General features: G+C 69.5%; 19 protein-coding genes and 1 pseudogene. 12 read left to right on the top strand and 8 right to left on the bottom strand.

The annotated features are described in order from the left end of the window. The 3 genes from leuD to DQ392_RS17540 all read left to right on the top strand — a co-directional run bounded on the left by leuD (nucleotide 1) and on the right by DQ392_RS17540 (nucleotide 1,992). Nucleotides 1-630, top strand: coding sequence for a 3-isopropylmalate dehydratase small subunit (leuD, locus tag DQ392_RS17550; protein WP_114016552.1), 630 nt, complete (start codon nucleotides 1-3; stop codon nucleotides 628-630). 30 nt (nucleotides 631-660) lie between these two features. Then, nucleotides 661-876, top strand: a complete 216-nt coding sequence (locus tag DQ392_RS17545; protein WP_114016551.1) for an MbtH family protein — start codon at nucleotides 661-663, stop codon at nucleotides 874-876. A 372-nt stretch (nucleotides 877-1,248) separates the two neighbouring features. Next, nucleotides 1,249-1,992, top strand: coding sequence for a VOC family protein (locus DQ392_RS17540; protein ID WP_114016615.1), 744 nt, complete (start codon nucleotides 1,249-1,251; stop codon nucleotides 1,990-1,992). 147 nt (nucleotides 1,993-2,139) lie between these two features. Here the strand turns inward: DQ392_RS17540 and DQ392_RS17535 are convergent, their stop codons facing one another. The 3 genes from DQ392_RS17535 to DQ392_RS17525 all read right to left on the bottom strand — a co-directional run bounded on the left by DQ392_RS17535 (nucleotide 2,140) and on the right by DQ392_RS17525 (nucleotide 8,688). After that, complete coding sequence (locus DQ392_RS17535) at nucleotides 2,140-3,315, bottom strand: sensor histidine kinase (protein ID WP_245981594.1); 1,176 nt, start codon at nucleotides 3,313-3,315, stop codon at nucleotides 2,140-2,142. 471 nt (nucleotides 3,316-3,786) lie between these two features. Further along, nucleotides 3,787-5,520: an ATP-binding SpoIIE family protein phosphatase gene (locus tag DQ392_RS17530; RefSeq protein WP_245981592.1), complete on the bottom strand. Its 1,734-nt coding sequence runs from the start codon at nucleotides 5,518-5,520 to the stop codon at nucleotides 3,787-3,789. A 531-nt stretch (nucleotides 5,521-6,051) separates the two neighbouring features. Beyond that, nucleotides 6,052-8,688, bottom strand: coding sequence for a SpoIIE family protein phosphatase (locus tag DQ392_RS17525; RefSeq protein ID WP_114016550.1), 2,637 nt, complete (start codon nucleotides 8,686-8,688; stop codon nucleotides 6,052-6,054). A 306-nt stretch (nucleotides 8,689-8,994) separates the two neighbouring features. Here DQ392_RS17525 and DQ392_RS17520 point away from each other — a divergent pair, with 306 nt between their 5' ends. Then, nucleotides 8,995-9,588 carry a hypothetical protein gene (locus tag DQ392_RS17520; RefSeq protein WP_181856465.1) on the top strand — a complete coding sequence of 198 codons (594 nt, stop codon included), beginning with the start codon at nucleotides 8,995-8,997 and terminating at the stop codon, nucleotides 9,586-9,588. A 522-nt stretch (nucleotides 9,589-10,110) separates the two neighbouring features. Continuing rightward, nucleotides 10,111-10,515: a hypothetical protein gene (locus DQ392_RS17515; RefSeq protein WP_114016548.1), complete on the top strand. Its 405-nt coding sequence runs from the start codon at nucleotides 10,111-10,113 to the stop codon at nucleotides 10,513-10,515. A 153-nt stretch (nucleotides 10,516-10,668) separates the two neighbouring features. On the opposite strand, the gene DQ392_RS34825 is transcribed toward DQ392_RS17515, so the two are convergent. After that, entirely contained in the window at nucleotides 10,669-10,800 is a 132-nt protein-coding gene (locus DQ392_RS34825) for a putative transporter small subunit (protein WP_220182634.1), read from the bottom strand. 17 nt (nucleotides 10,801-10,817) lie between these two features. Continuing rightward, on the bottom strand, nucleotides 10,818-12,566 hold the full coding sequence (locus tag DQ392_RS17510) for a sodium:solute symporter family protein (RefSeq protein WP_114016547.1): 1,749 nt from the start codon (nucleotides 12,564-12,566) through the stop codon (nucleotides 10,818-10,820). A 599-nt stretch (nucleotides 12,567-13,165) separates the two neighbouring features. Between DQ392_RS17510 and DQ392_RS17505 the strand changes: the two genes are divergently transcribed. The 5 genes and pseudogenes from DQ392_RS17505 to DQ392_RS17485 all read left to right on the top strand — a co-directional run bounded on the left by DQ392_RS17505 (nucleotide 13,166) and on the right by DQ392_RS17485 (nucleotide 16,461). After that, entirely contained in the window at nucleotides 13,166-13,570 is a 405-nt protein-coding gene (locus tag DQ392_RS17505; RefSeq protein ID WP_114016546.1) for a hypothetical protein, read from the top strand. Nucleotides 13,571-13,667: 97 nt separating this feature from the next. Beyond that, nucleotides 13,668-14,003: pseudogene (locus DQ392_RS17500) on the top strand (mycothiol transferase). Nucleotides 14,004-14,320: 317 nt separating this feature from the next. Further along, on the top strand, nucleotides 14,321-14,503 hold the full coding sequence (locus tag DQ392_RS34090) for a hypothetical protein (protein WP_147266537.1): 183 nt from the start codon (nucleotides 14,321-14,323) through the stop codon (nucleotides 14,501-14,503). 28 nt (nucleotides 14,504-14,531) lie between these two features. Beyond that, a complete protein-coding gene (locus DQ392_RS17490) occupies nucleotides 14,532-15,497 on the top strand; it encodes a D-2-hydroxyacid dehydrogenase family protein (protein WP_220182633.1) in 966 nt (321 codons plus the stop codon). Between the two features lie 55 nt (nucleotides 15,498-15,552). After that, entirely contained in the window at nucleotides 15,553-16,461 is a 909-nt protein-coding gene (locus tag DQ392_RS17485) for an MBL fold metallo-hydrolase (RefSeq protein WP_114016544.1), read from the top strand. A gap of 124 nt (nucleotides 16,462-16,585) precedes the next feature. On the opposite strand, the gene DQ392_RS17480 is transcribed toward DQ392_RS17485, so the two are convergent. Continuing rightward, entirely contained in the window at nucleotides 16,586-16,936 is a 351-nt protein-coding gene (locus tag DQ392_RS17480) for a WYL domain-containing protein (protein WP_114016543.1), read from the bottom strand. Nucleotides 16,937-17,122: 186 nt separating this feature from the next. Here DQ392_RS17480 and DQ392_RS17475 point away from each other — a divergent pair, with 186 nt between their 5' ends. After that, nucleotides 17,123-17,713: a DUF6461 domain-containing protein gene (locus tag DQ392_RS17475; RefSeq protein WP_114016542.1), complete on the top strand. Its 591-nt coding sequence runs from the start codon at nucleotides 17,123-17,125 to the stop codon at nucleotides 17,711-17,713. 129 nt (nucleotides 17,714-17,842) lie between these two features. Further along, the gene (locus DQ392_RS17470) at nucleotides 17,843-18,331 is read left to right on the top strand and encodes a GNAT family N-acetyltransferase (RefSeq protein ID WP_114016612.1); all 489 of its coding nucleotides are present in this window, start codon (nucleotides 17,843-17,845) and stop codon (nucleotides 18,329-18,331) included. A 72-nt stretch (nucleotides 18,332-18,403) separates the two neighbouring features. Here the strand turns inward: DQ392_RS17470 and DQ392_RS17465 are convergent, their stop codons facing one another. Continuing rightward, nucleotides 18,404-18,877, bottom strand: coding sequence for an HIT family protein (locus tag DQ392_RS17465; protein WP_114016611.1), 474 nt, complete (start codon nucleotides 18,875-18,877; stop codon nucleotides 18,404-18,406). A gap of 298 nt (nucleotides 18,878-19,175) precedes the next feature. Further along, nucleotides 19,176-19,571, bottom strand: coding sequence for a hypothetical protein (locus DQ392_RS17460; protein ID WP_114016541.1), 396 nt, complete (start codon nucleotides 19,569-19,571; stop codon nucleotides 19,176-19,178). Nucleotides 19,572-19,677: the final 106 nt, after the last annotated feature.

Below are 19,677 nucleotides of genomic sequence, written 5' to 3'. Positions count from 1 at the left end.
GTGGAGCAGTTCGTCACGCATTCCGGCGTCGCCGTGCCGTTGGCGCGGGCCAACGTGAACACCGACGACATCATCCCCGCGCGCTTTTTGAAGTCGATCCGCCGCTCCGGGTTCGGCAAGAACCTCTTCGCCAACTGGCGCTACCTGGAGGACGGGCGCACCCCCGACCCGGAGTTCTCCCTCAACCGGCCGGGCTACGAGGGGGCGAGCATCCTCGTCGCGGGCGAGAACTTCGGCTGCGGGTCCTCCCGTGAGCACGCCCCGTGGGCACTGCGCGAGTACGGCTTCCGGTGCGTCGTCGCCCCGGGTTTCGCGGACATCTTCCACAACAACTGCTTCAACAGCAGCATCCTCCCGGTCACGCTGGAGTCCTCAAAGGTGGACGCGCTCTTCAAAATCCTTCAGGACGGCGGGCCGGCCACGTTCCACATCGACCTCCCCGGGCAGACCGTGACCGCTGGAGCAGGGGAGGTGTACCACTTCGAGATCGACCCGTTCAAGAAGAGCGCGCTGCTGGAAGGGCTCGACAACATCGGCTGGTCGCTGAAGCATAGGGACGAGATCCTCGCCTACGAGCAGCGCCGCCGCCAGGAGGCCCCCTGGCTCTTCCCCGAGAAGTCCGCCAACTGATCCGTCTACCGCAAGGGGTAGGAGACACTCATGGCAGAGTCGCAGATGAAGGTCCTCGTCAACGACGAAGAGCAGTACTCCCTGTGGCCGGAGTACCTCGCCATTCCGAACGGCTGGCGGGACACGGGCGTCGCCGGTTCGAAGGACACCTGTCTGACCTACGTGAAGGAGGTGTGGACCGACATGCGTCCGCTGAGTCTGCGCAAGCAGATGGAGGAGTCGGCCGGCCGGGCCGCCGGGGTGTAACCACCGTGGCCGGGTCCGGCGGCGTGGGCGGCCGGCCGGACACCACGTGCGTGTCGCCTTCGGCACAGGCGCAGGGTGCCTGCGCCTGTGCCACTCCCCGGCGGGTGGGACCGCGGTGCTCCAAGAGGAGCGCCGCGGTCCCACCCGCCGGGCGGAAAGAATATGTCCGTCCGAGACCTTCCGTCCCCGTATGCCGGCGGTGGGCCGGCGCCCGGCGCAGGCTGCCGCGACGCCGCCACGAGCGCGGTGTGTGGCGCTACGGTGCGGGCGGAGTGCGTGGGCGCGGTGCTGCCGCTGAGGGTCCACGGCCGGGTCCCGGGCGACGGTACATGCGTGTGCCGCCTGCGCGGCACCGTACGTAGGATCACGGGCATGACCTTGCGGCTTGTGCAGATCGCGATGAACGCTCAGGATGACTCCGCGCTCGGCCGGTTCTGGGCGGAGGCACTCGGCTGGGGCTCCTCCGTCGAGGTACCCGGCGTGGTGACCAACCTCGAACCCGAGGGACTCGCCTACCCCGACCCCGCTGTCGTCTACATCGACGTCATCACCGTCCCGGAACCCAAGACGGTGAAGAACCGTGTGCACCTCGACCTCGCCACCACGTCCCCGGCCCATCACGCGGAACTCGTCGCACGCCTCCAGGACCTCGGCGCGACACCCGCCGACGTGGGACAGGGCGACGTTCCGTGGACGGTTCTCGCGGACCCGGACGGCAACGAGTTCTGCGTGGCAGAGCCTCGGGAGGACTACCGGGACACCGGGCCGATCGCCGCGATCGTGGCCGACTGCATGGACCCGCGGGCCATGGCCCGGTTCTGGGACCAGGCGATGGACTGGACCCTGCACGAGGTCACCGACGACCACGCGGTGCTGCGCTCGGGCCAGGGTGTCGGCCCCTACCTCAGACTCGTTCGCACGCCTGACGTCAAGACCGTGAAGAACCGGGTCCACCTCGACCTGCGGCCCTACCCCGGCGGGGACCGCGCGGTCGAGGTGGCCCGGGTACGGGCCCTCGGCGCCGCCGACATCGACCTCGGCCAGGGCGACGACGTGCCGTGGACATGCCTCGTCGACCCGGAAGGCAACGAGTTCGACATCCTCGCGCCGGCGTGAGGCGGCGCATGGGCCGCACCCCGGCGTGAGTACACGAGGCGGTCGAAGAGCTGGTCTTGTCGCAGGAGCCCCGCCCCGGTACGACCGGGGCGGGGCCCTTACTCGACGGCTGGAAGGCAGCCGTGCTCGCGGCGGACGCGGTGCACCTCAAGCCGCGGGCGCCATCACGGCTGCCGTGGGCAGCGCGGCCTCGATGAGGAAGCCGCCCTCGCCGGTCGGCCCGGACTCGATGGTGCCGCCGGCCAGCTGTACCCGCTCCGAGAGGCCGATCAGGCCATGTCCCCCGCTGGGCAGCAACGCCCCGCCGGCCGGCCCGGCCGGCCGCTCGGGCAGTCCGTTGACGACACGCACCCGCACGGACTCCGGAGTGAACGCGAGACGGACCTGCGTGGTGGCACCCGGGGCGTGCTTGTGGACGTTGGTCAACGCCTCCTGTACGACTCGGTGCACGGCCCGAGCCACCGGTTCCGCCAACGCCTGCGGCGCACCCTCGATACACAGGGCGACCGGCAGCCCGGCGTTCCGTGAGCTGTCGGTCAGTTCGGTGATCCGGTCGACGATCGCACCGGGCGCGCGCCACTGTTCGGAAGGTGCGGTCCGGGCGTGTGCCGCGGCTTCCGCCTCACTCTGCGCAGGGTCGCTCCCCGCTGGTGCCGCTTCGGTCGCGGCGGAGGCCGGGCCGTTCCTGAGCACCCCGAGCATCTCGCGGAGCTCGGTGAGCGCGCGCCGCCCGGCCGTCTGGATGATCCCGGCGGTCTCATGCGCCACCTCGGGGTCGTGGGAGACGGCACTGAGCGCGTTGGCGTGCACGACGATCAGACTCACCTGGTGGGAGACGATGTCGTGCATCTCCCCCGCGATGCGCCGGCGTTCCTGCGCCCTGGCAGCCTCAGCGACGAGCCGCTGTTCCCGCTCCGCGCGCTCCGCCCGCTCGACGAGGCCGGCGACCACGGCGCGCCGTTGCCCCACATACAGCCCCAGCAGCAGCGGCACCAGGCAAGTCAGGACGAAGTTCACCGTGAACCAGGTCACCACCGTCCGCGTACTCGACCATCTCTCCGCGTCCCAGGGGGCGAGGGCCACCAGGCCTACGGCTGCCCACGCCCAGACGGTTTTGCGGCTGTGCGGACCACGGAAAGCACCCTCCGCGTAGTAGGCGAGAGGCACAACGAAAAACGAAACCTGGAAGAACTTGGCAATCAACCCCACAGCGAGCACCAACTCCGGAGCCCGGCGCCGCACCAGCAACAGCAACGTGACCGCCGCGCCCAGCAGCAGGTTCGCCCAGGGAGCGGCCAGGACCCAGGAACGGGTTGTTTGCACTGTCCCACAACGACAGCAACAGGGCGGCCGTCGTCAGCACCACGTCTGCTGCGCGCGGCGTCAGGAGGGGAGAGCGCGGAACCGGCCGTACTGGAGCGCTCGAAGCTGCGTGCCCGTCGTCGGGGGGCAGGAGCGTCCAGCGGCGGAGCGTGCGAAGAAGGTGGCGGGTGCGGCTGACGGTACTCACCCGGTGGGGATAAGAACCTGCGCATGACCGCTCCCACGGCGACCCCGTCAGCGACCTGACGGCACCGGAGCGCGTCGGGGCCGGGACGGTCGTTGTCGGCGCGGTGCCGGTCGCCGCTGGCCCGCGTCCCGCCCTCTCCCACCCCGTTCCGCAGCGAGCCGTGACAGCCGCCCGGACGGCGGCCCGCCTGCGGCCCCGAGCCGGTGGGGTCGCGGTTGCTCGTCATGGGGCGGGCACCCGCCGTAGTCTCCCTCGGCGAACGCCCGGCTCGGCCGATCGCGCGGTCACGAAGTAACGTTCTCGGTGTCGCACATGACGAACCAGACCGTCTTGCCTACTGCTTCAGGACGCACGCCCCACTGAGCGGCGAGCGCGTCCAGCAGCATCAGCCCCCGCCCGCCGGGCGCCAGTTCGCTGGGGGTGAGTTGGTGCGGCATGTAATCGCCACCGTCGGTGACCTCCACATACAGTCTGTGGTGCGAGGTGAGGGCGGCATGGATGCTGGCCGGCGCGTCGGTGTGGACCATGACGTTGCCGATGAGTTCCGTGGTGAGCAGGGCGGCGCTGTCCACTTGGTCGCGGTCCGTCCAGTCGTGCAGGAGCCCGCTGATCTCCTGGCGCGCCATCGCGACTTCGTCGGCGCGTTCCTGCGTGATGGTCAGGGCTAGGTGACGGAGCGTGGGTTGCTTCGTGTGGTCGGCCGGGTCGCGGCGCACGAGCAGCAGGGCCATGTCGTCGGCACGTGTCTCTCTTCGCCTGCCGGTGTGTGCGGGCAGGGAATCGGTCACGACGCGGAGCAGACGTTCGGCCATTCCCTCCAGATCGCCGGCCGGTGCGGGAGACAGCACGTCGCGGAGGCGCACCCAGCCGGTGTACATGTCGTGCCCGCCGGATTCGATCAATCCGTCGGTGCACAGCATGAGGATCTCGTCGGGGGCCAGAGCGAGTGTGGTGACGGGGTAGTCGTCGGCCTCGGACATGAGCCCCAGCGGCAGGCCGCCGGGGATGTGTTTGAGCAGGCAGGTGCCGTCCGGCAGGCGTAGGACCGGGTGGGGGTGGCCGGCGCGGGCGAGGTGGAGCTCTCCGCTGTCCGGGTCGGCTTCGACGTAGAGGCAGGTGGCGAACCGCTCGCTGTTCTGGCTGCTGAGGAAGCGGGAGGCGCGGGTCAGGACGGAGTCGGGCCCGTGACCTTCGAGGGCGTAGGCGTGCACGGCGGTGCGCAGTTGGGACATGACGCCGGCGGCGTGTACGTCGCTGCCTTCGACGTCGCCGATGACCAGCGCGAGGTGGCCGTTGTGCAGCCGGATGCAGTCGTACCAGTCACCGCCCACCAGGAGACCGCCGCCGGTGGGGAGGTACCGGGCGGCCACGGTCATGCCCCGCGGGGCGACGGACTGGTCCATGCTGTGCCGGAGGCGTTGGGAGAGGGTGTGTTCGGCGGCAGTGGCCTGCATGTCCTCCACGGCCGCAGTGAGCAGTTCCGCGGTCAGAGTGAGCAGGTCCTGCTCGTCGGAGGTGAAAGCGACAGGTTCGCTGAAGGCGGCGAGCCACACACCGACCAGCTCTCCCCTGACGGTCAGGGGCAGGGAGGCCCACGCCTCGTGTCCGGCACGGACCGCGAGCTGGTAGGTGGCGGGAAAGCGAGCAGCGTACTCGTCCGGCGAGGCCAGATAGACGGGTCCGGTGGTGCGGGCTGCTTCGGCTGCCGGGGACGCGGAGTCGAGCCGCACCTGGAAGGGTTCGCCCGCGGTCAGCGGCATGTTGTGCTGGCCCATGGAGTACAGCGCGTCCTCGGTGACGCTGAAGACCATCTGGCCGTCGAGGGGAAAACCCTCGTCGTGCAGCTGGGAGGCCAGATGCAGCACGTGGTGCATCGAGGTGGCCCGGGACATGCCGTAGCCGGCTTCCAGCAGGCCGGCATCCCGGCGACGGGGGGCGGTGCGGGCGTGTGCGGGACGTTGCGGAGGCCGGGGGTCGGCTGTCGGCGGCAAGCGGCGGATACGTTCCGCAGTGGACATGTCATTGAGCGCCTCTACTTGCCTGACCGCTTCCGACTCGTCCTCGGGCCGCTCCCGGACCATCGACGCTCCTCCCGTCCCGGTGTCGCGCTGACGTCATCGTCCGACGGCGGAGAATGCGACGCAGCTTGTGCCGGCGGCGCGGGGTGCCGGGCAGGACGGTCCGGCCGCCGGGTGAGGTGCGGCCGGTGGGAGAACACGAGCTCGTTGTCACGGCCGGGGCGGTGAGTCCCCACGCAGGTGGCCCGACTCGAACCGGCCAGATGCCACCCCGGCGACAACGTGTGCCACCCGCACCGCCGGGTGAACCGCCTCGATTGGTCCGTTCAGGTGAACGCGCCGACGCGCGAGCGCCCCGACCGGCGATGGGACGGATTCGGCCGATGAGCCGGTTCGCCCTCGACGGTGTCAACGGGCATCGGCTCCGTCGTCGTGAGCGACGCGTCACGGCGCCGGCCCGGCACTCCACCGGCGGCCCCCGCCCGACGCCTGGCCCGGCACGCCCGTATGCCGGGTCCACGCCGGCAGCTCTCAGCGCAGCGGTGTGGGCCTAAGAGCCAGAAGGGCGATGTCGTCGGCGTTGTCGGCGCCCAGTCCGATGAGCAGTTCGTCGCAGAACACGTCAAGAGGCTCGCGTGCCAGTGCGGCGGTGTGCCGGCTCAGAAGATCCATGGCTCCACCGAAAGACTCGCCCCGCCGTTCGATGAGTCCGTCGGTGTACAGCAGCACGGTGGAGTGGGCGGGGAGCGGGTTCCTGGCTCGGGGCCTGGGCGGGTCGGGATCCATACCGAGAAGCAGGCCCGAGTCCTCCCCGAGGAAACGGGTGGCGCCCTCAGCGGTGGTCAGCAGCGGTGGCGGATGTCCCGCGGATGAGTGTTCCAGGTACCAGGGGCCGGTCTCCGGGCCTTTGACGAGTCCGTAGACGCACGTGGCGGTGACCTCCTGGTTCAGGCTGTGATTGGCCCTGTCGAGCCGGCGCAGTACGGATTCGGGAGGCTCTTGGCGGTCGACGGCGATACCGCGGAGCATGTTGCGAAGCTGACTCATGGCGACCGCCGCCTCGAGGTCGTGCCCGGCGACATCGCCGATGACCATCGCCGTCGCGCCGTTGGGGACGATGAAGCTGTCGTACCAGTCCCCGCCGACCTGCGCGGTGGTGGACGAGGGCGCGTAGCGCGCGGCCATCTGAAGGTGTCCGACGTCCGGCAGCGCGGGGAGCAGGGAGTGCTGGAGACGTTCGGCGATGTCCCGTGTCTCCTGGTACAGGCGGGTGTTGTCCACACCCAGCGCCAGGCCGCCCACGAGGTCGTCCACGAGGGAGAGGTCGTCCTCGGTGAACGGCCTCGTGGCGTCCTCACGTGCCAGTGTCAGGGCTCCCAGGATGTCCCGGCGAGCCTGCAAAGGTGCGATCAGGGCGCTGCTTCCCCCCAGTTGCTCGAAGACCTCCAGGTGGTGGGCGTCCAGCCTGCTCTGGGCCTGCCGCGAGGCAGGGATCTCCCTCAGCAGCAGCGAGCCCGCACCGCGCAGCACCCGCGCCAGCGGACCCCGTGCCGCCTCGGACAGCGGAGGCAGTTGCCCCGCGCGCAGGTCGGAAGGTACTCGGCCGGGATCCCGATGAGTGACGCAGGCCCTGCTGACGCAGCCGTCTTTCTCCAGCAGATCCACCACACACCAGTCAGCCAGCCGCCCGGAGAGGATGTGGCACACCTGCCGCAACCCCTCGCTCAGCACGGAGGCGCTGCCCAGGGCACTGCCGGTGTCCGCCAGCAGCGACAGACGTTCGAGTGCCGACACGTCCGGCTCTCGAGCGCTCGGCCCCGGCACCGGGCCCGGGCCGGTCGGCGAGGGCGACTCGTCCTCCTCCGGCTGCGGCACGCGGAGACCGGTTCGCGGACCCTGCGACGAGGTTGTGGCCTCCGTGGATCTCGGGGAGAGCTGGGCGACGAAGACGGTGCGGCCATCGGCTGTCTGCTGCGGCTGGATGACCAGGCGGATGGGGACCAGCCGGCCATCGCGGTGCAGTGCCGGCAGTGGAACGGAGCGGCCAAGGATCCTCGGCTCACCGGTAAGCAGGAGGGAGCTGAACGCTGACCTGTGACGTTCCCGCAGGTGCTCCGGGATGAGCGCGGTGAGCCACTGCCCGACGAGTTCGTTCGCCTGCCAGCCGAGCAGGTGGCCCGCCGGGTCGTTCGCGGCGATGATCCGGTGCGTGTCGTCGGCGGCGACGGTCGGGGTCCTGCTGGTCTGCACCTGGTCGGCGTCCCACGGCGCCAGCTCCGAGAGGCTCGCGCTCGGCCCGCGGGAGACTTCCGTCCAGGCGGTGGGGTCTTTGCCCGAGATCTGACCGGTGATCTGGTCGAAGAGCCACTGCCGGAAGACGCGGTTCTGCGGCAGAGACGGCAAGGTCAGGAGGCGTTCGTGGCCGGCGGCCTCCTCACCCAGGTCCAGCGTCCGGCGCGCCGCGAACAGCGCCGGGGTGGCGTCCGCCGGGATCGTCACCTGCAAGGACCGGACTCCCGCGGCGGAACGCTGCTCCTCCAACGCGGCCGTCACCCGGGCGCTGACGACGTTGCTCATGTCGTGGGCAGTGGCCAGTTCCTCGGGCCGTACACCGACCGGATCTCCGGCGAACGCGGCGAGGGTGAGCTCGCGCAGCAGCGCGTGACGATGCTGTAGGGAGGTCACGTAGAGGGCGTCCGGCAGATCCACCAACGTGATCGTGACACCGGGCTGGTCGGGGGGCAGGGTATGCCCCCACCCGGAGGGCGGCGGTGACGTCCCCTCGGGCCACAGCTCACACCACACCGTCTTCTGCCCGTCGCCGACGCGGACTCCGTAACACGAGGCGAGTTCCTCGACGAGGGTCAGCCCGAGCCCCACGCTGGCGTACGGGTGACGGTCAGGTGACACCACCCCCCGGGAGGGCCGGTGGTCGCTGACCTGCACGTGGACCGTTCGCCCGAGGGACCATGCCGAGACCTCCGCCTCGGTGCGCGCGTGCAGTACCGCATTGGTCATCAGCTCACTGACGAGCAGCTCAGCGGTCGCGAGCATGTCCGGCGCGACGCCTGACAACGCGGTCCTCACGAAGCGCCGAGCCTGCGTCACGCTCTCGGGCCGGGGGGCGAAACGCTGCGAGAGCGCCTCCGGCGCACTGAGGTTGCCCATGCCACCAGTCTGCGCCAGACCCTTGCACGACGGCGCTGCTCGCCGCGTTTGAGCAGGTCAGCGAGTTGCGTCTGTCAGCCAGCGGAGTGAGGCCCGCCGCCTCGGCGAAGTGCCGCACTTCCTCGCTCTCCGTGTCAGGGCCCTGCATGGGCGCTTTGCCTGGCCGAAGGTCCGAGAAAAGGTGACGAGGGAGACAGCGGGGAAGCCGCACACCCGCCTCCCCGATCGCGTGCGTACGGCTTTTCGTTCTCCGCTGACACCGTGCCGGGGACCGGGTACCGTCCCTGATCACTCTTCCGTTCGACCATGCACGCTCCGGCCCGCGAGAAGGGGCCGGTGCCCGCGACGAGGTACCGGAGCCGCCAGGTGGATGCCCTCGACGACATACGCCCCAGGCTGCGGGCGGACGCGCTGTTCACGGCGACCGACCATGGAGTGCTCCTCCAGTACCCCGAGGGCCGGTTCGTGCTCAAGGGGCGTGGCGGCCTCGGCGCCTGGCGCAGCACGAGCACCACCCCGGAACCCCGGCACGGGGACCTGCACCGGCGCTACACCCTGCGCACGCTCGGCATCTGGCTCGCCTCCCTGGCCGCAGGCGGGGCCCCCAACCCTCACCGGCCGCTTCTGGGCATGCACGAGGACACCCGCCCCGTCATGCTCTCCATCGGCCTCGGTACGCTCGGCGAGACCGTCACCCTGGGCGCCCGCGCCCTCGCCACCGGGCTCCCCTTCGCCCCGTCCGCCGACGGGCGCGGACACTCTTCCCAGCCCGTCGGCCCCACCCCGGACGCCGCCTCCCGCCGAGCCCGGGAACAGCCTTCTGAAGACTCGCCCACCCTCACCGAGGCCGTGCGCCGCCTCCGCGGTGACGCCGCCGGTGGCCACCGGTGGCGCGACTGACCAGCCGCGAATCACCTGATCGTCTCTCCAGCGGGCTCACCACCTGAGCCACCGTGAGGCGTCCAGTGGAGCGTGGCGTTTTCGGACGTGCCCGAAACACCTACCCGACTCCACGCTGCCCGGACAAGTATGGGGGCGTGGACGCACCGGTGACGGAGCAAAGGGGGCCCTTATGTGCGGAAGGAAACCGGCGACAGGGGTCGCGGTAGCCGTGCTCGCTGGAGCCGCCCTCTAACTCACCACCGAGGCTGCCGCGGCACATCCCCGCGGCGGCCACGCCCACACCACCAGCCCGGACGACAACGGCGGCGCATCGGGTGCGAGCACTCTCGCGCCACCGGACGAGATCGGGGGCGGGCCGGGCGGTGGTGTGTGACGTGGGAGCGGTGCAGCGCTCCCACGTCACACAGTGGAAAGGGCCGGAACGCTGTCCGCCAGGCAGCAACAGAAGACCACTTCAACACACTCACCAGTAGGGGGAAGGCCATGCTGTTCAGGAAAAGCACCCGCTTGGGAGCGGCGATGCAGATGACCGCTGTGGGTATCGCATTCGGCGGCGCCACCCTCGTCGGCGCCATCGCACCCGCAAGCGCCGCACCGTCGGTGGACTCGGCGCACGTGGAGACTCAGGCCGGCAAGTGCTGGCGGGACAACGACGGACGTCTGCGCTACTGGTGCCACAACCGGGTCGGGGCGTTCGTGTACTCGCACCCGAACACGGGCTCCAAGGTGGTCGGCTACATCGACTCGAACCCCAGTTGGTTCGAGTGCAACTACGACACCGGAGCCAACCACGGCGGGCCACATCCCACGCGTTACCTCTACACGACCGCCGACAACGGCAAGGAGGGGTACGTGAGCGACAACGAGATCATCGACGAAACCGACCCGCTCCCGGCCTGCTCGCTGCTGGCCGCTGACCGCTGACGTTCTGGGCGAGATGCTCGACCCCACGGAGCCTGTTCGCCTCCGTGGGGTCGGGCCGCGGGCTGCGGGTGCTCGTCATCAGCGGCGGCGCCGACAACGCGACACGCCTGGCCGCGGAGTTCGTGGGGGCCGAGCAGCGCGTCCGCGGCGGGCTCAGATCATGCGTCGGCCGTTGCGGCGGGCCTCCGCCCACTCGCGGAAGAACCCGCTGCTGATGACGACCAGCACGACAGCCACGATGGCGGGCCACATCAGGATGTACACGCTCAACGCGAGCGTACTCATGGTGTCTCCTTCCGTTGTCACTTCGCGCTTCCGGCGGGCTCACGTCCGCCGTCGGAGTCCCCGGACCGGTGCGGGACGCCGCTTTCCGGCCCTGTGCCGGCCCCAACCGATTCAGCGGCCGCCGCCGCGGCCCCGTCGTCGAAGTCTCCGGTGCGCTCGGCGATGACGGCGAAGTCGAAATGCTCGTCCCGCCGCGCGGACATGGCCCAGCAGACGAGGGTGGAAACCGAGTAGGCGACGAGGGAGCCGCACAGCGTGGCGTACTCGTGCAGGGAGCCGATGGCGAACGGTGCCGAGGCCACGACCGCCACCACCGCGATGACCTTGGCGGGTTTGAGGCCGAAGAAGCCGAACGCCATCAGTCCGAGTACGACACCGATACCGGCGACGGACAGGACGTCCACCGCGACGCCGAAGACGCCGTCGACGGGGATCCAGCCGAAGCGGACCGGCAGGAACACCGCGAGCGCGACGAGCACCGAGGTGGTGAACGCCTTGTTGGTGACCTTCTCCCAGTAGAAGCTGGCCAGGACGGGGAAGACGAGGGCTCCCCACAGCGCGCCGACGAACACCAGCAGGTCGAGGATGCTCAGTTGCAGGCTGGCGAAGGCGACCGCGGCCGCGGTCGCCACCACCATGGTGAGACGCCCGATCAACAGCATCGTCTTGGGGTTGGCCTTCTCCTTGCCGGTCATGTTCTGGCCGTAGACGTCGGCCATCACGATCGAGGAGAGAGCCGCGAGGTCGGAATCCGCCGTGGAGGACAGAGCCCCGACGATCATGATGAAGAAGAACGCCAGCAGCACGGGCGGCAGGTACTCGGCGGCCATCTCGGGAATCAGGTTGTTCAGGTCGCCGCCGGTGGGCTCGAACCCCAGATAGAGGGCGAGCACGCCGAGCATACCGACGCCGATGACCATGGCGCCGTAGCCGACGGTCGCGGTGATGAACGTCGGCTTGATCAGGCTTTCCTTCACCGCGAAAAGCCGCTGGGCGATGGTCTGGTTCCCGATGGCGTACGCCAGTACCGCGGCGATGTACGGGGCGCCCTGCTGCATGAACGCCTCGCTGGAGAAGAAGTTGCCCTGCTGCGCGGTGAGGTGGTGCGCACCGCTCTCGAACGCCGCGGGGAAGTCCGCCGCGAAGAAGATGAACGGGACGATCACGGCGACCGCGCCCAGCATCGCGACGACCTGGACGAAGTCGGTCAGCACGGAGGCGCGGAACCCGGACCACAAGGTGTACAGCAAAACGCCGGCGGCGACCGCGAAGACCCCCTGTGTGAAGGTGAACGGCGACAGCAGGGAGATCAGCACACCGCCGGCGATGAAATTGGACATCAGGCTGATCAGGCTGCCGACGATGTTGGATCCTGCGAGCATCAGCTGACTCGAGCGGCCGTGCCGGGCGAACATGACCTCGGCGAGCGTGTGAGCCCTCGGAGCCACGGCGCGGATGCGCTTCCCGAAGGGGTAGATGAACAGGATCATCAGCGCGCCCCAGAGCCCGTAGTGGATGGGCCCCGAGATGCCGTAGGTGTAGCCCGAGGTCGCGGATGCGTACATCGACGAGGCCCAGATCCAGGTTGCCGTCATGCTGGCAGCAGAGATCCCGAAGCCGATGTTGTTGCCGCCGGTCATGTAGCCGTCGGCGTTTTCGTCCTTCTTACCGATGCGTGTCGAGATCAGGAAGGTTCCTCCGTAGAAGAGGACCAACAGGCCCACCACGGCCAAGGCGCCGAACTGTGCTGTCTCCGTTCCGTCCACACGTCACCTCCTTCGAATCGTGGAGCCCGGTCCCCTCCGCACACCCCCGGCTTCGCGCCCGGCGTCTCGCGGACCGCCCGCGCCCTACGCGGCACGGGAAGCTCCGGCCCGGCAGCCTCGTCGTCGCTACCGAGACGTCAGCAGAAAAGCGGCTTCTTTGAGCGCGCAAACTGCTATGGACCGTAACAGGATCGGGAACCACGTCAGCCTGCGGCCGCACACCGGACCACAAGGTAAAGAGACGTCTATTTTGCCTGGTATGCGGGGAGAGCCGGTCTTGGCGCTATGGGTTTGCCTCATATGTGACCCTCCGGCCCCACTCCGCACGGAGGTTCGTTTGCAGCATCACGTCTGCGATCCACCGCGTTTCGTTATGCAGTAGAGACCCGTGGATGATCTCGATACGCCATGACTCGGCAAGAACTTCCGAAGGGGGATGTGTCCTGACTTGGCAGGTCCTGGCGGGGCCACTCGACGCCCGACACCTCCCCACGACTCGGGCGATGCGCACCCCGGGGGTCGCGGGGGTCGCACCCACCGCGTGATGTTCAATGTCCCAAGCCGACTCGGCACGAGAAATTCTCACAACGGGAGAGCACATGAACAGACTTGGGCGCGCACTGATCGCGGTTCCCGCGGCGGTTCTCATCACCGCCGGGACGGCGACCGCGGCAGCCGCCACGACCGGAGCCCCCAGTGGCGCGCCTCCGTCCGGCGTTCCGTGCGTGTCGACGTCCGGTGCCAAGGCGTGTTTTGTCGCGAACGGAGACGCTGTCTACGTCAAGGACACCAAGGCGAACGGAGACTCCGTCGCGGGAACGCTCAAGTCGCGTCTTCCGGCGAACTGGGGCCGCGAGTGCTTCAACGTCCGTGGCGCTGCCGGCGGCTGGGTGAAGTGCAGCTTCGACGTGCCGGAATACCAGTGGGCCGATCTGTGGGCCGCCAACAAGCCCTTCATCGGCAGCCAGTCGTCCACGAAGGTCTACACGAGCCCCATCATCTGAGGCCCGCGCGGTCGACCGGCCGGGGCGGAAGGTTCGGCCCGGCCGGCGGCCGCGGAACACTCGGGTGACGCCTGACGGCAGGTGAGCCCCGACGGGTCTGCTCGGCGAGGTCGTCGGGGCCGGCGACCGGAAACTCCGCGCTGTCTCCTCCGCCCGGGTTGCGTGTGAGAACGCCCGCACGGCGCTCTGGCCGGGCACCGCTGATGACCGTGAGCGGCGTCATCCACCACCTCCGCTGGGTCGAGTACTACGGGTTTCAGGTGGTCTTGCCCGGTGAGGAAGACCAGGCCCCCATGACCGAGAGGGAACCATCCGCGACGGCCTCCACGTCGACCTGCGTTGGATCCTTCTGCGCCTCGCAGAGGAGACGGCCCGCCACAACGGCCACCTGGACATCCTGCGCGAGATGCTCGACGGCACGACCGGCGACTGAGAGCTCGCGGCTTGTCTCCTCTGGTGAGGCGACTGGCGTTGAGCCGTGGTGTGGAGTGAGGCGGAGTACCTCGGCTGTCTGCGGTCTGAGCGGCGCGGCTACGCGTGGGTGATGCGGCATCATGCTGGGTTGACGTCGGCGGAAGCCCGGGAAGCCGCCCTGGAGCGATCCCCGTACGAGCCGCAGGACGCCCCGTGTCGCGGGCTCATTTTCCACGATGAGGCATGGCACCGGGCCATGGTGGCGATCCATGGCGATCGGTACGTGGGGGAACACCCCGAACTGGCCGACCCCTCATCTGACTACCGAGCCCTGGCGTGAACGTCGAGCGCAAGCGGCGGCGTACGGCCGCTGTGGCCCTGGTGCGAGCCGAGGGGCTGGTGCGCAGCCGGATGGCCCTGTCCGCTGTCGGCATGACGCTGGTCGGCCGACGGACACTGACCCCGAGAACCGCGGGTACGCGTTCCCCGCACGCTCTGCATGCCCTACGGCGCGCGTGAGCCGTTCCCACAGTGAAGGAGGTCGGTTGTGCCTGAGATCCGCCGCGTAGCGATCCTCGACGACTACCAGGAGGTCGCGCACCAGTACGCCGACTGGAGCGCGCTGCCGAACGACGCGCGCGTCACGGTGTTCACCGAGCCGCTGGGCGGCACCGAGGACGTGGCCGCCGCCCTCCAGCCGTTCGACGTCGTCGTGGCCATGCGTGAACGCACCCCCTTTCCTGCCGCGGTCACCGGCAGTCTGCCGAACCTGCGCCTGCTCGTGACGACGGGGCCGCTCAACGCGGCCATCGACGTGGCCGCCGCGCAGCAGCGCGGCATCGTGGTGTCGGGCACGCGGGGGGCGGGACTGGCGTCGACGGCCGAACTCACCTGGGGCCTCATCCACGCCCTGGCCCGTTCCGTCCTCGCCGAGGACCGCGGCGTCCGCGAGGGCGGCTGGCAGCGGACCATCGGTCGCGGGCTGGAGGGGGCGCGCCTCGGTGTCATCGGGCTCGGCGGTGTCGGGGCACGCGTGGCCCGGGTGGGGCTCGCCTTCGGCATGGACGTCGTCGCCTGGAGCGCCCACCTCGACCCCGAGCACGCCCGCGCTCTCGGCGTCACCCCGGTCGGCGAACGGGAGCTGCTGACCACCTCCGACGTGGTGACGCTCCACCTCAAGCTCTCGGAGCGCACCACCGGGCTTCTGGGCCGCGACGAACTCGCCCTCATGCGACCGGACGCGCTGCTGGTCAACACCTCCCGCGGTCCCCTCGTCGACGAAGAGGCGCTCCTCGACGCGCTGCGCGCCGGCAGGATCGGCGGAGCCGGACTGGACGTGTACTCCACCGAGCCCCTCCCTGCCGACTCACCGTGGCGCGACGCACCGCGCACGGTCCTCACTCCGCACCTGGGCTACGTCACCGCGGATGCCTACGGCGTCTTCTACACCGACGCGCTCGAAGCGGTCCTCGCGTACGCCGCCGGCGCACCGGTCCGAGTGATCGCCCCGTGAGCGTGCTCCCTCCGACCCCACTCCCCCGGCAGACTCTCACGAAAGGCACGACCTCGTGACGCCCAAGGCAGAGCGCACCACGACGACCGACAGCCATCAAGACAGCGACGACTCCGGGTCCCGGCTGCCCGAGCTGTGGACCCGCACCCTGGGCGAACTCACCCTGAGTTACGTTCCCGACTCGGGCGTCGCGATGATCCCGGGCCGGGTCTACCCGTCAGTCGCGGCGGAGGAGTGGAGCGGCCACCAGGCGCACATGACCCACGCAGGCCATCTGTCCGTGGGCTGCGGAGCGCTGCTCGTGGAGAGGGGCGCCACGCGCCTGCTCATCGACGCAGGACACGGCCGCATCTCGGGCGAGGTGGAACACTTCCAGCACGCCTTCAGCCACGTGCGGGACCTGCCCGGATCGCTGGCGGCCCTCGGTGTGGCCCCGGGCGAGCTGGAGATGGTCGCCTTCACGCACTTCCACGGTGACCACACCGGATGGGCACGGCCCGAGGCGTGCGAAGACCCGCGCGGTTTGTTCACGAAGGCACGGTGGATGGTCGGGGAGGGCGAGCTGGAGAGCGTCCCGACCGAGGCCGGGCCGGTCCTGGCCGGCCAGAGCGAACGCGCGGTCGTCGTACCCGACGGGGCAGAGATCGCCGACGGCGTCCGCGCCTGGTCCCTGTCCGGGCACACCCCGGGGCACACCGCGTGGCTCCTCGAGACCGGCGACGGCCGACAGGTGGTGGCTTTCGGTGATGCCATGCACTCACCGGTCCAGGCGGAGCACCCGGACTGGGAGGTGCTGCTCGACAACGACCGGAAGGAGGCCGAGCGTTCACGGCGTCGCCTGGTGGAGCACCTCGCACGGGACGGTGTGCTCGGCTTCGGGGTGCACTTCGCCGACCAGCAGCTCGGAACCGTCGGCAGGAGTGGCCGCTGGCTGCCCTGGCCCGACGAGACCGCCCAGCACTGATGTACACCCCGTGGTTCCCGCCGGCACCGGGGAACTCGTGCGGGACACGGTACCGATCTGTCCGACGCCGAGACGAGCCTGGTACGCGGGATGTCGGAGGGTCGGGCTTCAGTGACGCGCGCGCTCAGGGGCTGGAGGACGAGCGAGGCCCGTCCGCCTCGGCGACCTGTCGTGCTCGGTGCAGACGCGAGGTGATCCGCGCCATCGCGTCACGGAGTTCGGCCGGCCGCACGTGGCTCAGATCTGCGTCGAAGGTGACGACCAGGCCGGCGATCCCGGCCCACGACCAGCCGCCGACGGTGAACCGGCATCGGTGGGAGTCGACGACTTCGACGTGGGATCCGCCGGGGGCCCAGCGTGCCACCAGGTGTGCGGGCAGCTCGATGCTGGCCGATCCGAGACATTGCCAACTGCCCTGCGAGGTCACCGCGTTGGTGTTCTGCACGACGAGCGTGATCGTCAATCCGCTGATCACGGGCGTACCGCCGGTCCCCTCCCGCCGGGCCCTCGTCGGCGCAGGCCCGGCAGCTGAGTCCTCCCATGACGTGAGCCCGCGCCAGTGGGTCGTGTGAGTCCTTCCGGCCGTGCTAGTTCTTCCAGGAGAAGCCCATGCGGGCTCACATCGCCGACCGACGAACCGGAGTAGGAAGGCCTCGACACCGTGGATCTGGACGAAATGTTCGGCGAAGGCTGGTGCGTCACCCTCGCCCCCTGCCCACTCACCGAAACACTCCGCCTCATGGGCGTCGCCGACCCAGTCCCCTGCCCCGAGGACCCGAACCGGGCCGCACACCTGCCCCACCTCGGCCGGGACGGAGGCGCCTTCATACTCGCCCGGGAAATGCCCGGCGGCTGGACCCTCACCGTCGAATGCGAGAGCTGGATCGGCTTCGACGACGAGGTCCTGCGCGCTCTCGCCGCCGACGGCCGCACCGCCCTCAGTGCCTACCGCGACCCCGACACGAAGACGGCCACCCTCGCCCAGGACGGCGCCGTGCTCGGCCGCCTCGACCTGTCCGGTGGCTACTTCGAGGGCCCCTCGGGCAGCGTGGACACCACCCACCCCGTCGTCGCCTCCCTCACCGCGGTCGGCTTCGACGCCTCCGACGACTGCGAGCCGACCGGCGAAGCCGATACCGGGGAGCCCGAGGGCTGCCTCATCCTCGCCGTACGCGTGGTGACCGGCGTCACGCTCACCGCTGCCGACTTCGACGGTCCCTGGACCGGCGGCCTCTCACTCACCGCGGTCTGACCCGGTTCTCGACGCATGCGACTCCCCACGGGGGGAGAGGACTTCGCGGGAAGCCCGTGGAATATCGTCTTGAAGGTGATGTTGTCGAGTTGGGCTCGTCAGCAGTTGGGTGGCCGGAGGCAGGGGAAGATGACCGACATCGTGATGAAGCTGTCAGCCCGTGACTTGCTGCACGCGGACCTGGCATCGTGCGGGTGGGCCGGGTCCGACCACCACCTGTCTGTTGTCGCCGAGCAGTTGGAACGTGCGCGAACCGGGGAGGTCGACTACCTTGCGGTCTGCCCCGCAACCGACATCCCGGTGGCGAAAGGTGGCGTCGACTACCAGGCCAAGGACGGAGTCGGCACTCTGTGGCAGCTGGCGGTCCACCCCGCGTTGCAGTCGTGCGGGATCGGCACGTTTCTTGTCGAAGCCGCAGAACAGCGCATCAGGAGCCGCGGTCTGCGGCAGGCCGAGTTGGCAGTGGAGGAACACAATTCCCGCGCACGGGCACTCTACGAACGACTGGGGTATGTCGCGTACGACCGCCGGCCGGACGCGTGGGACGAGCAAGCGCCTGATGGATCGTTGCGCCGCTACGAGACCACCTGCACGTTGATGCGGAAGGATCTCTTCTAGCCCCGTCACCTTCACAGGGCATGCCGCCCAAAGCGCTGAGCCACCGATCATGACGTCCCTGCCCCCGAACGGTCAGGACGCGAGCAGGGCCAGTTCCTCGTCGATTGCCTCGCGTAGAGCGGCATGCCGAAGGCCGAGCGCATGGCCTTCATCGCTCCACCATTCACGCGGATACAGCCACACAGGTTTACCCAGCAGTTCGGGTGGCTCCCAGGCGAACCGCGGCCACACGTGCGCGTGGAGGAACGGGTCGGTGTTCCCGAGGATCTCCAGGTTGACTCGCCGGAAGGCCGGGTCCAACCGTTTGCAGGCGCGTTCGACGGCCTCGCCGAGTTTGTCCATGTCGGCCAGGAACGCCAGCCGCCTACCGCGAGACAGCTCCGACAGCCGCTGCACGTGAGGGTCGTCGACCAGAAGCACCGAGTACCCAGGCAGGAACTGCACGTCCCCGATCGCGGCGAATCCGGCTGCCAACCTCCTGAGCACCGTCGGATTCTCGCCCCGCAGCGCGCTGCCTACGCGATCCTGCCGCCACTCATCAGTCACGGTCAACGACTCTACCCACAGCCGGCCAATCGATTGCAGCTGTTCGGCTTCGGCAGTGTCCTGGAGGAGCGGGCGGATGCCGGCCTCGGCGCGGACCACGCGGACCACCTCGCTGTCCCGCCGATCGCTCACGGGCCCGGGCCCGCGTTCGGGGCAGGTCTGACTCCACTCTGGGACGGCGTGACACACCGTGGGAGTACACACGGGCAGTGGGACGAGCTGGCGCGCCTTTCGACGCCGCACCGCGCAGCCGCAGGACGTGCAACCGATCCGGCTGAAGCACACGCGTGTCGCGTGGTCAGTCCCGGCCGTCGCGCCGTTCGCTTTCCTCTCCGCGGTGGTAGAAGAAGGCGCTGAAGATGCCTGCCAAGGTGCTGACCACCGTGATGGCATAGATGTCGATGATGACGGAGATCGCCTTGCCGACGCCGGTGAGAGGGTTCGTCAGCGACGAGGAGAGCGTCGTCATCTGGGCCGTCGTCCAGAACAGGGCGTCGCCGAAGTTGTGCACCCCTGTGGTGGGAGCATGCCGCTCCGCGAAGTAGATGCAGACACCGGCGATGACGTCGACGATCACGGTGAGGACGAAGGCCTTCACGAGCCTGGTACGCAGGCTCAGGTGTGTCGGGCTCGCGGCACGGACGACGTCCCACACGTCCGCCGCCAAGGACCTGAGAACACGGTGAACCATCATGGGGCACCCTCCAGCCTCGGTTCGAGACCGACGGGAGAAGGCAAACAGGCAGCCTCCTCGTCGGCCCTTCGCTTCGGAGCCGTCGCGGCGCGGGAGGGCGGATCGT

Origin of the sequence: Streptomyces reniochalinae, from assembly GCF_003323735.1 — a bacterium.
Taxonomy (GTDB): Bacteria; Actinomycetota; Actinomycetes; order Streptomycetales; family Streptomycetaceae; genus Streptomyces; species Streptomyces reniochalinae.
This window is presented reverse-complemented; position numbering and strand designations above follow the sequence as displayed.

What these genes read in the sequence shown, in the direction of transcription:
- DQ392_RS17515 (WP_114016548.1), top strand. Translation starts at nt 10,111, where the DNA reads ATGCAGATGACCGCTGTGGGTATCGCATTCGGCGGCGCCACCCTCGTC.
- DQ392_RS17540 (WP_114016615.1), top strand. Translation starts at nt 1,249, where the DNA reads ATGACCTTGCGGCTTGTGCAGATCGCGATGAACGCTCAGGATGACTCC.
- DQ392_RS17530 (WP_245981592.1), bottom strand. Translation starts at nt 5,520, where the DNA reads ATGTCCACTGCGGAACGTATCCGCCGCTTGCCGCCGACAGCCGACCCC.
- DQ392_RS17470 (WP_114016612.1), top strand. Translation starts at nt 17,843, where the DNA reads ATGACCGACATCGTGATGAAGCTGTCAGCCCGTGACTTGCTGCACGCG.
- DQ392_RS34825 (WP_220182634.1), bottom strand. Translation starts at nt 10,800, where the DNA reads ATGAGTACGCTCGCGTTGAGCGTGTACATCCTGATGTGGCCCGCCATC.
- DQ392_RS17545 (WP_114016551.1), top strand. Translation starts at nt 661, where the DNA reads ATGGCAGAGTCGCAGATGAAGGTCCTCGTCAACGACGAAGAGCAGTAC.
- DQ392_RS17520 (WP_181856465.1), top strand. Translation starts at nt 8,995, where the DNA reads ATGCACGCTCCGGCCCGCGAGAAGGGGCCGGTGCCCGCGACGAGGTAC.
- DQ392_RS17525 (WP_114016550.1), bottom strand. Translation starts at nt 8,688, where the DNA reads ATGGGCAACCTCAGTGCGCCGGAGGCGCTCTCGCAGCGTTTCGCCCCC.
- DQ392_RS17460 (WP_114016541.1), bottom strand. Translation starts at nt 19,571, where the DNA reads ATGATGGTTCACCGTGTTCTCAGGTCCTTGGCGGCGGACGTGTGGGAC.
- DQ392_RS17505 (WP_114016546.1), top strand. Translation starts at nt 13,166, where the DNA reads ATGAACAGACTTGGGCGCGCACTGATCGCGGTTCCCGCGGCGGTTCTC.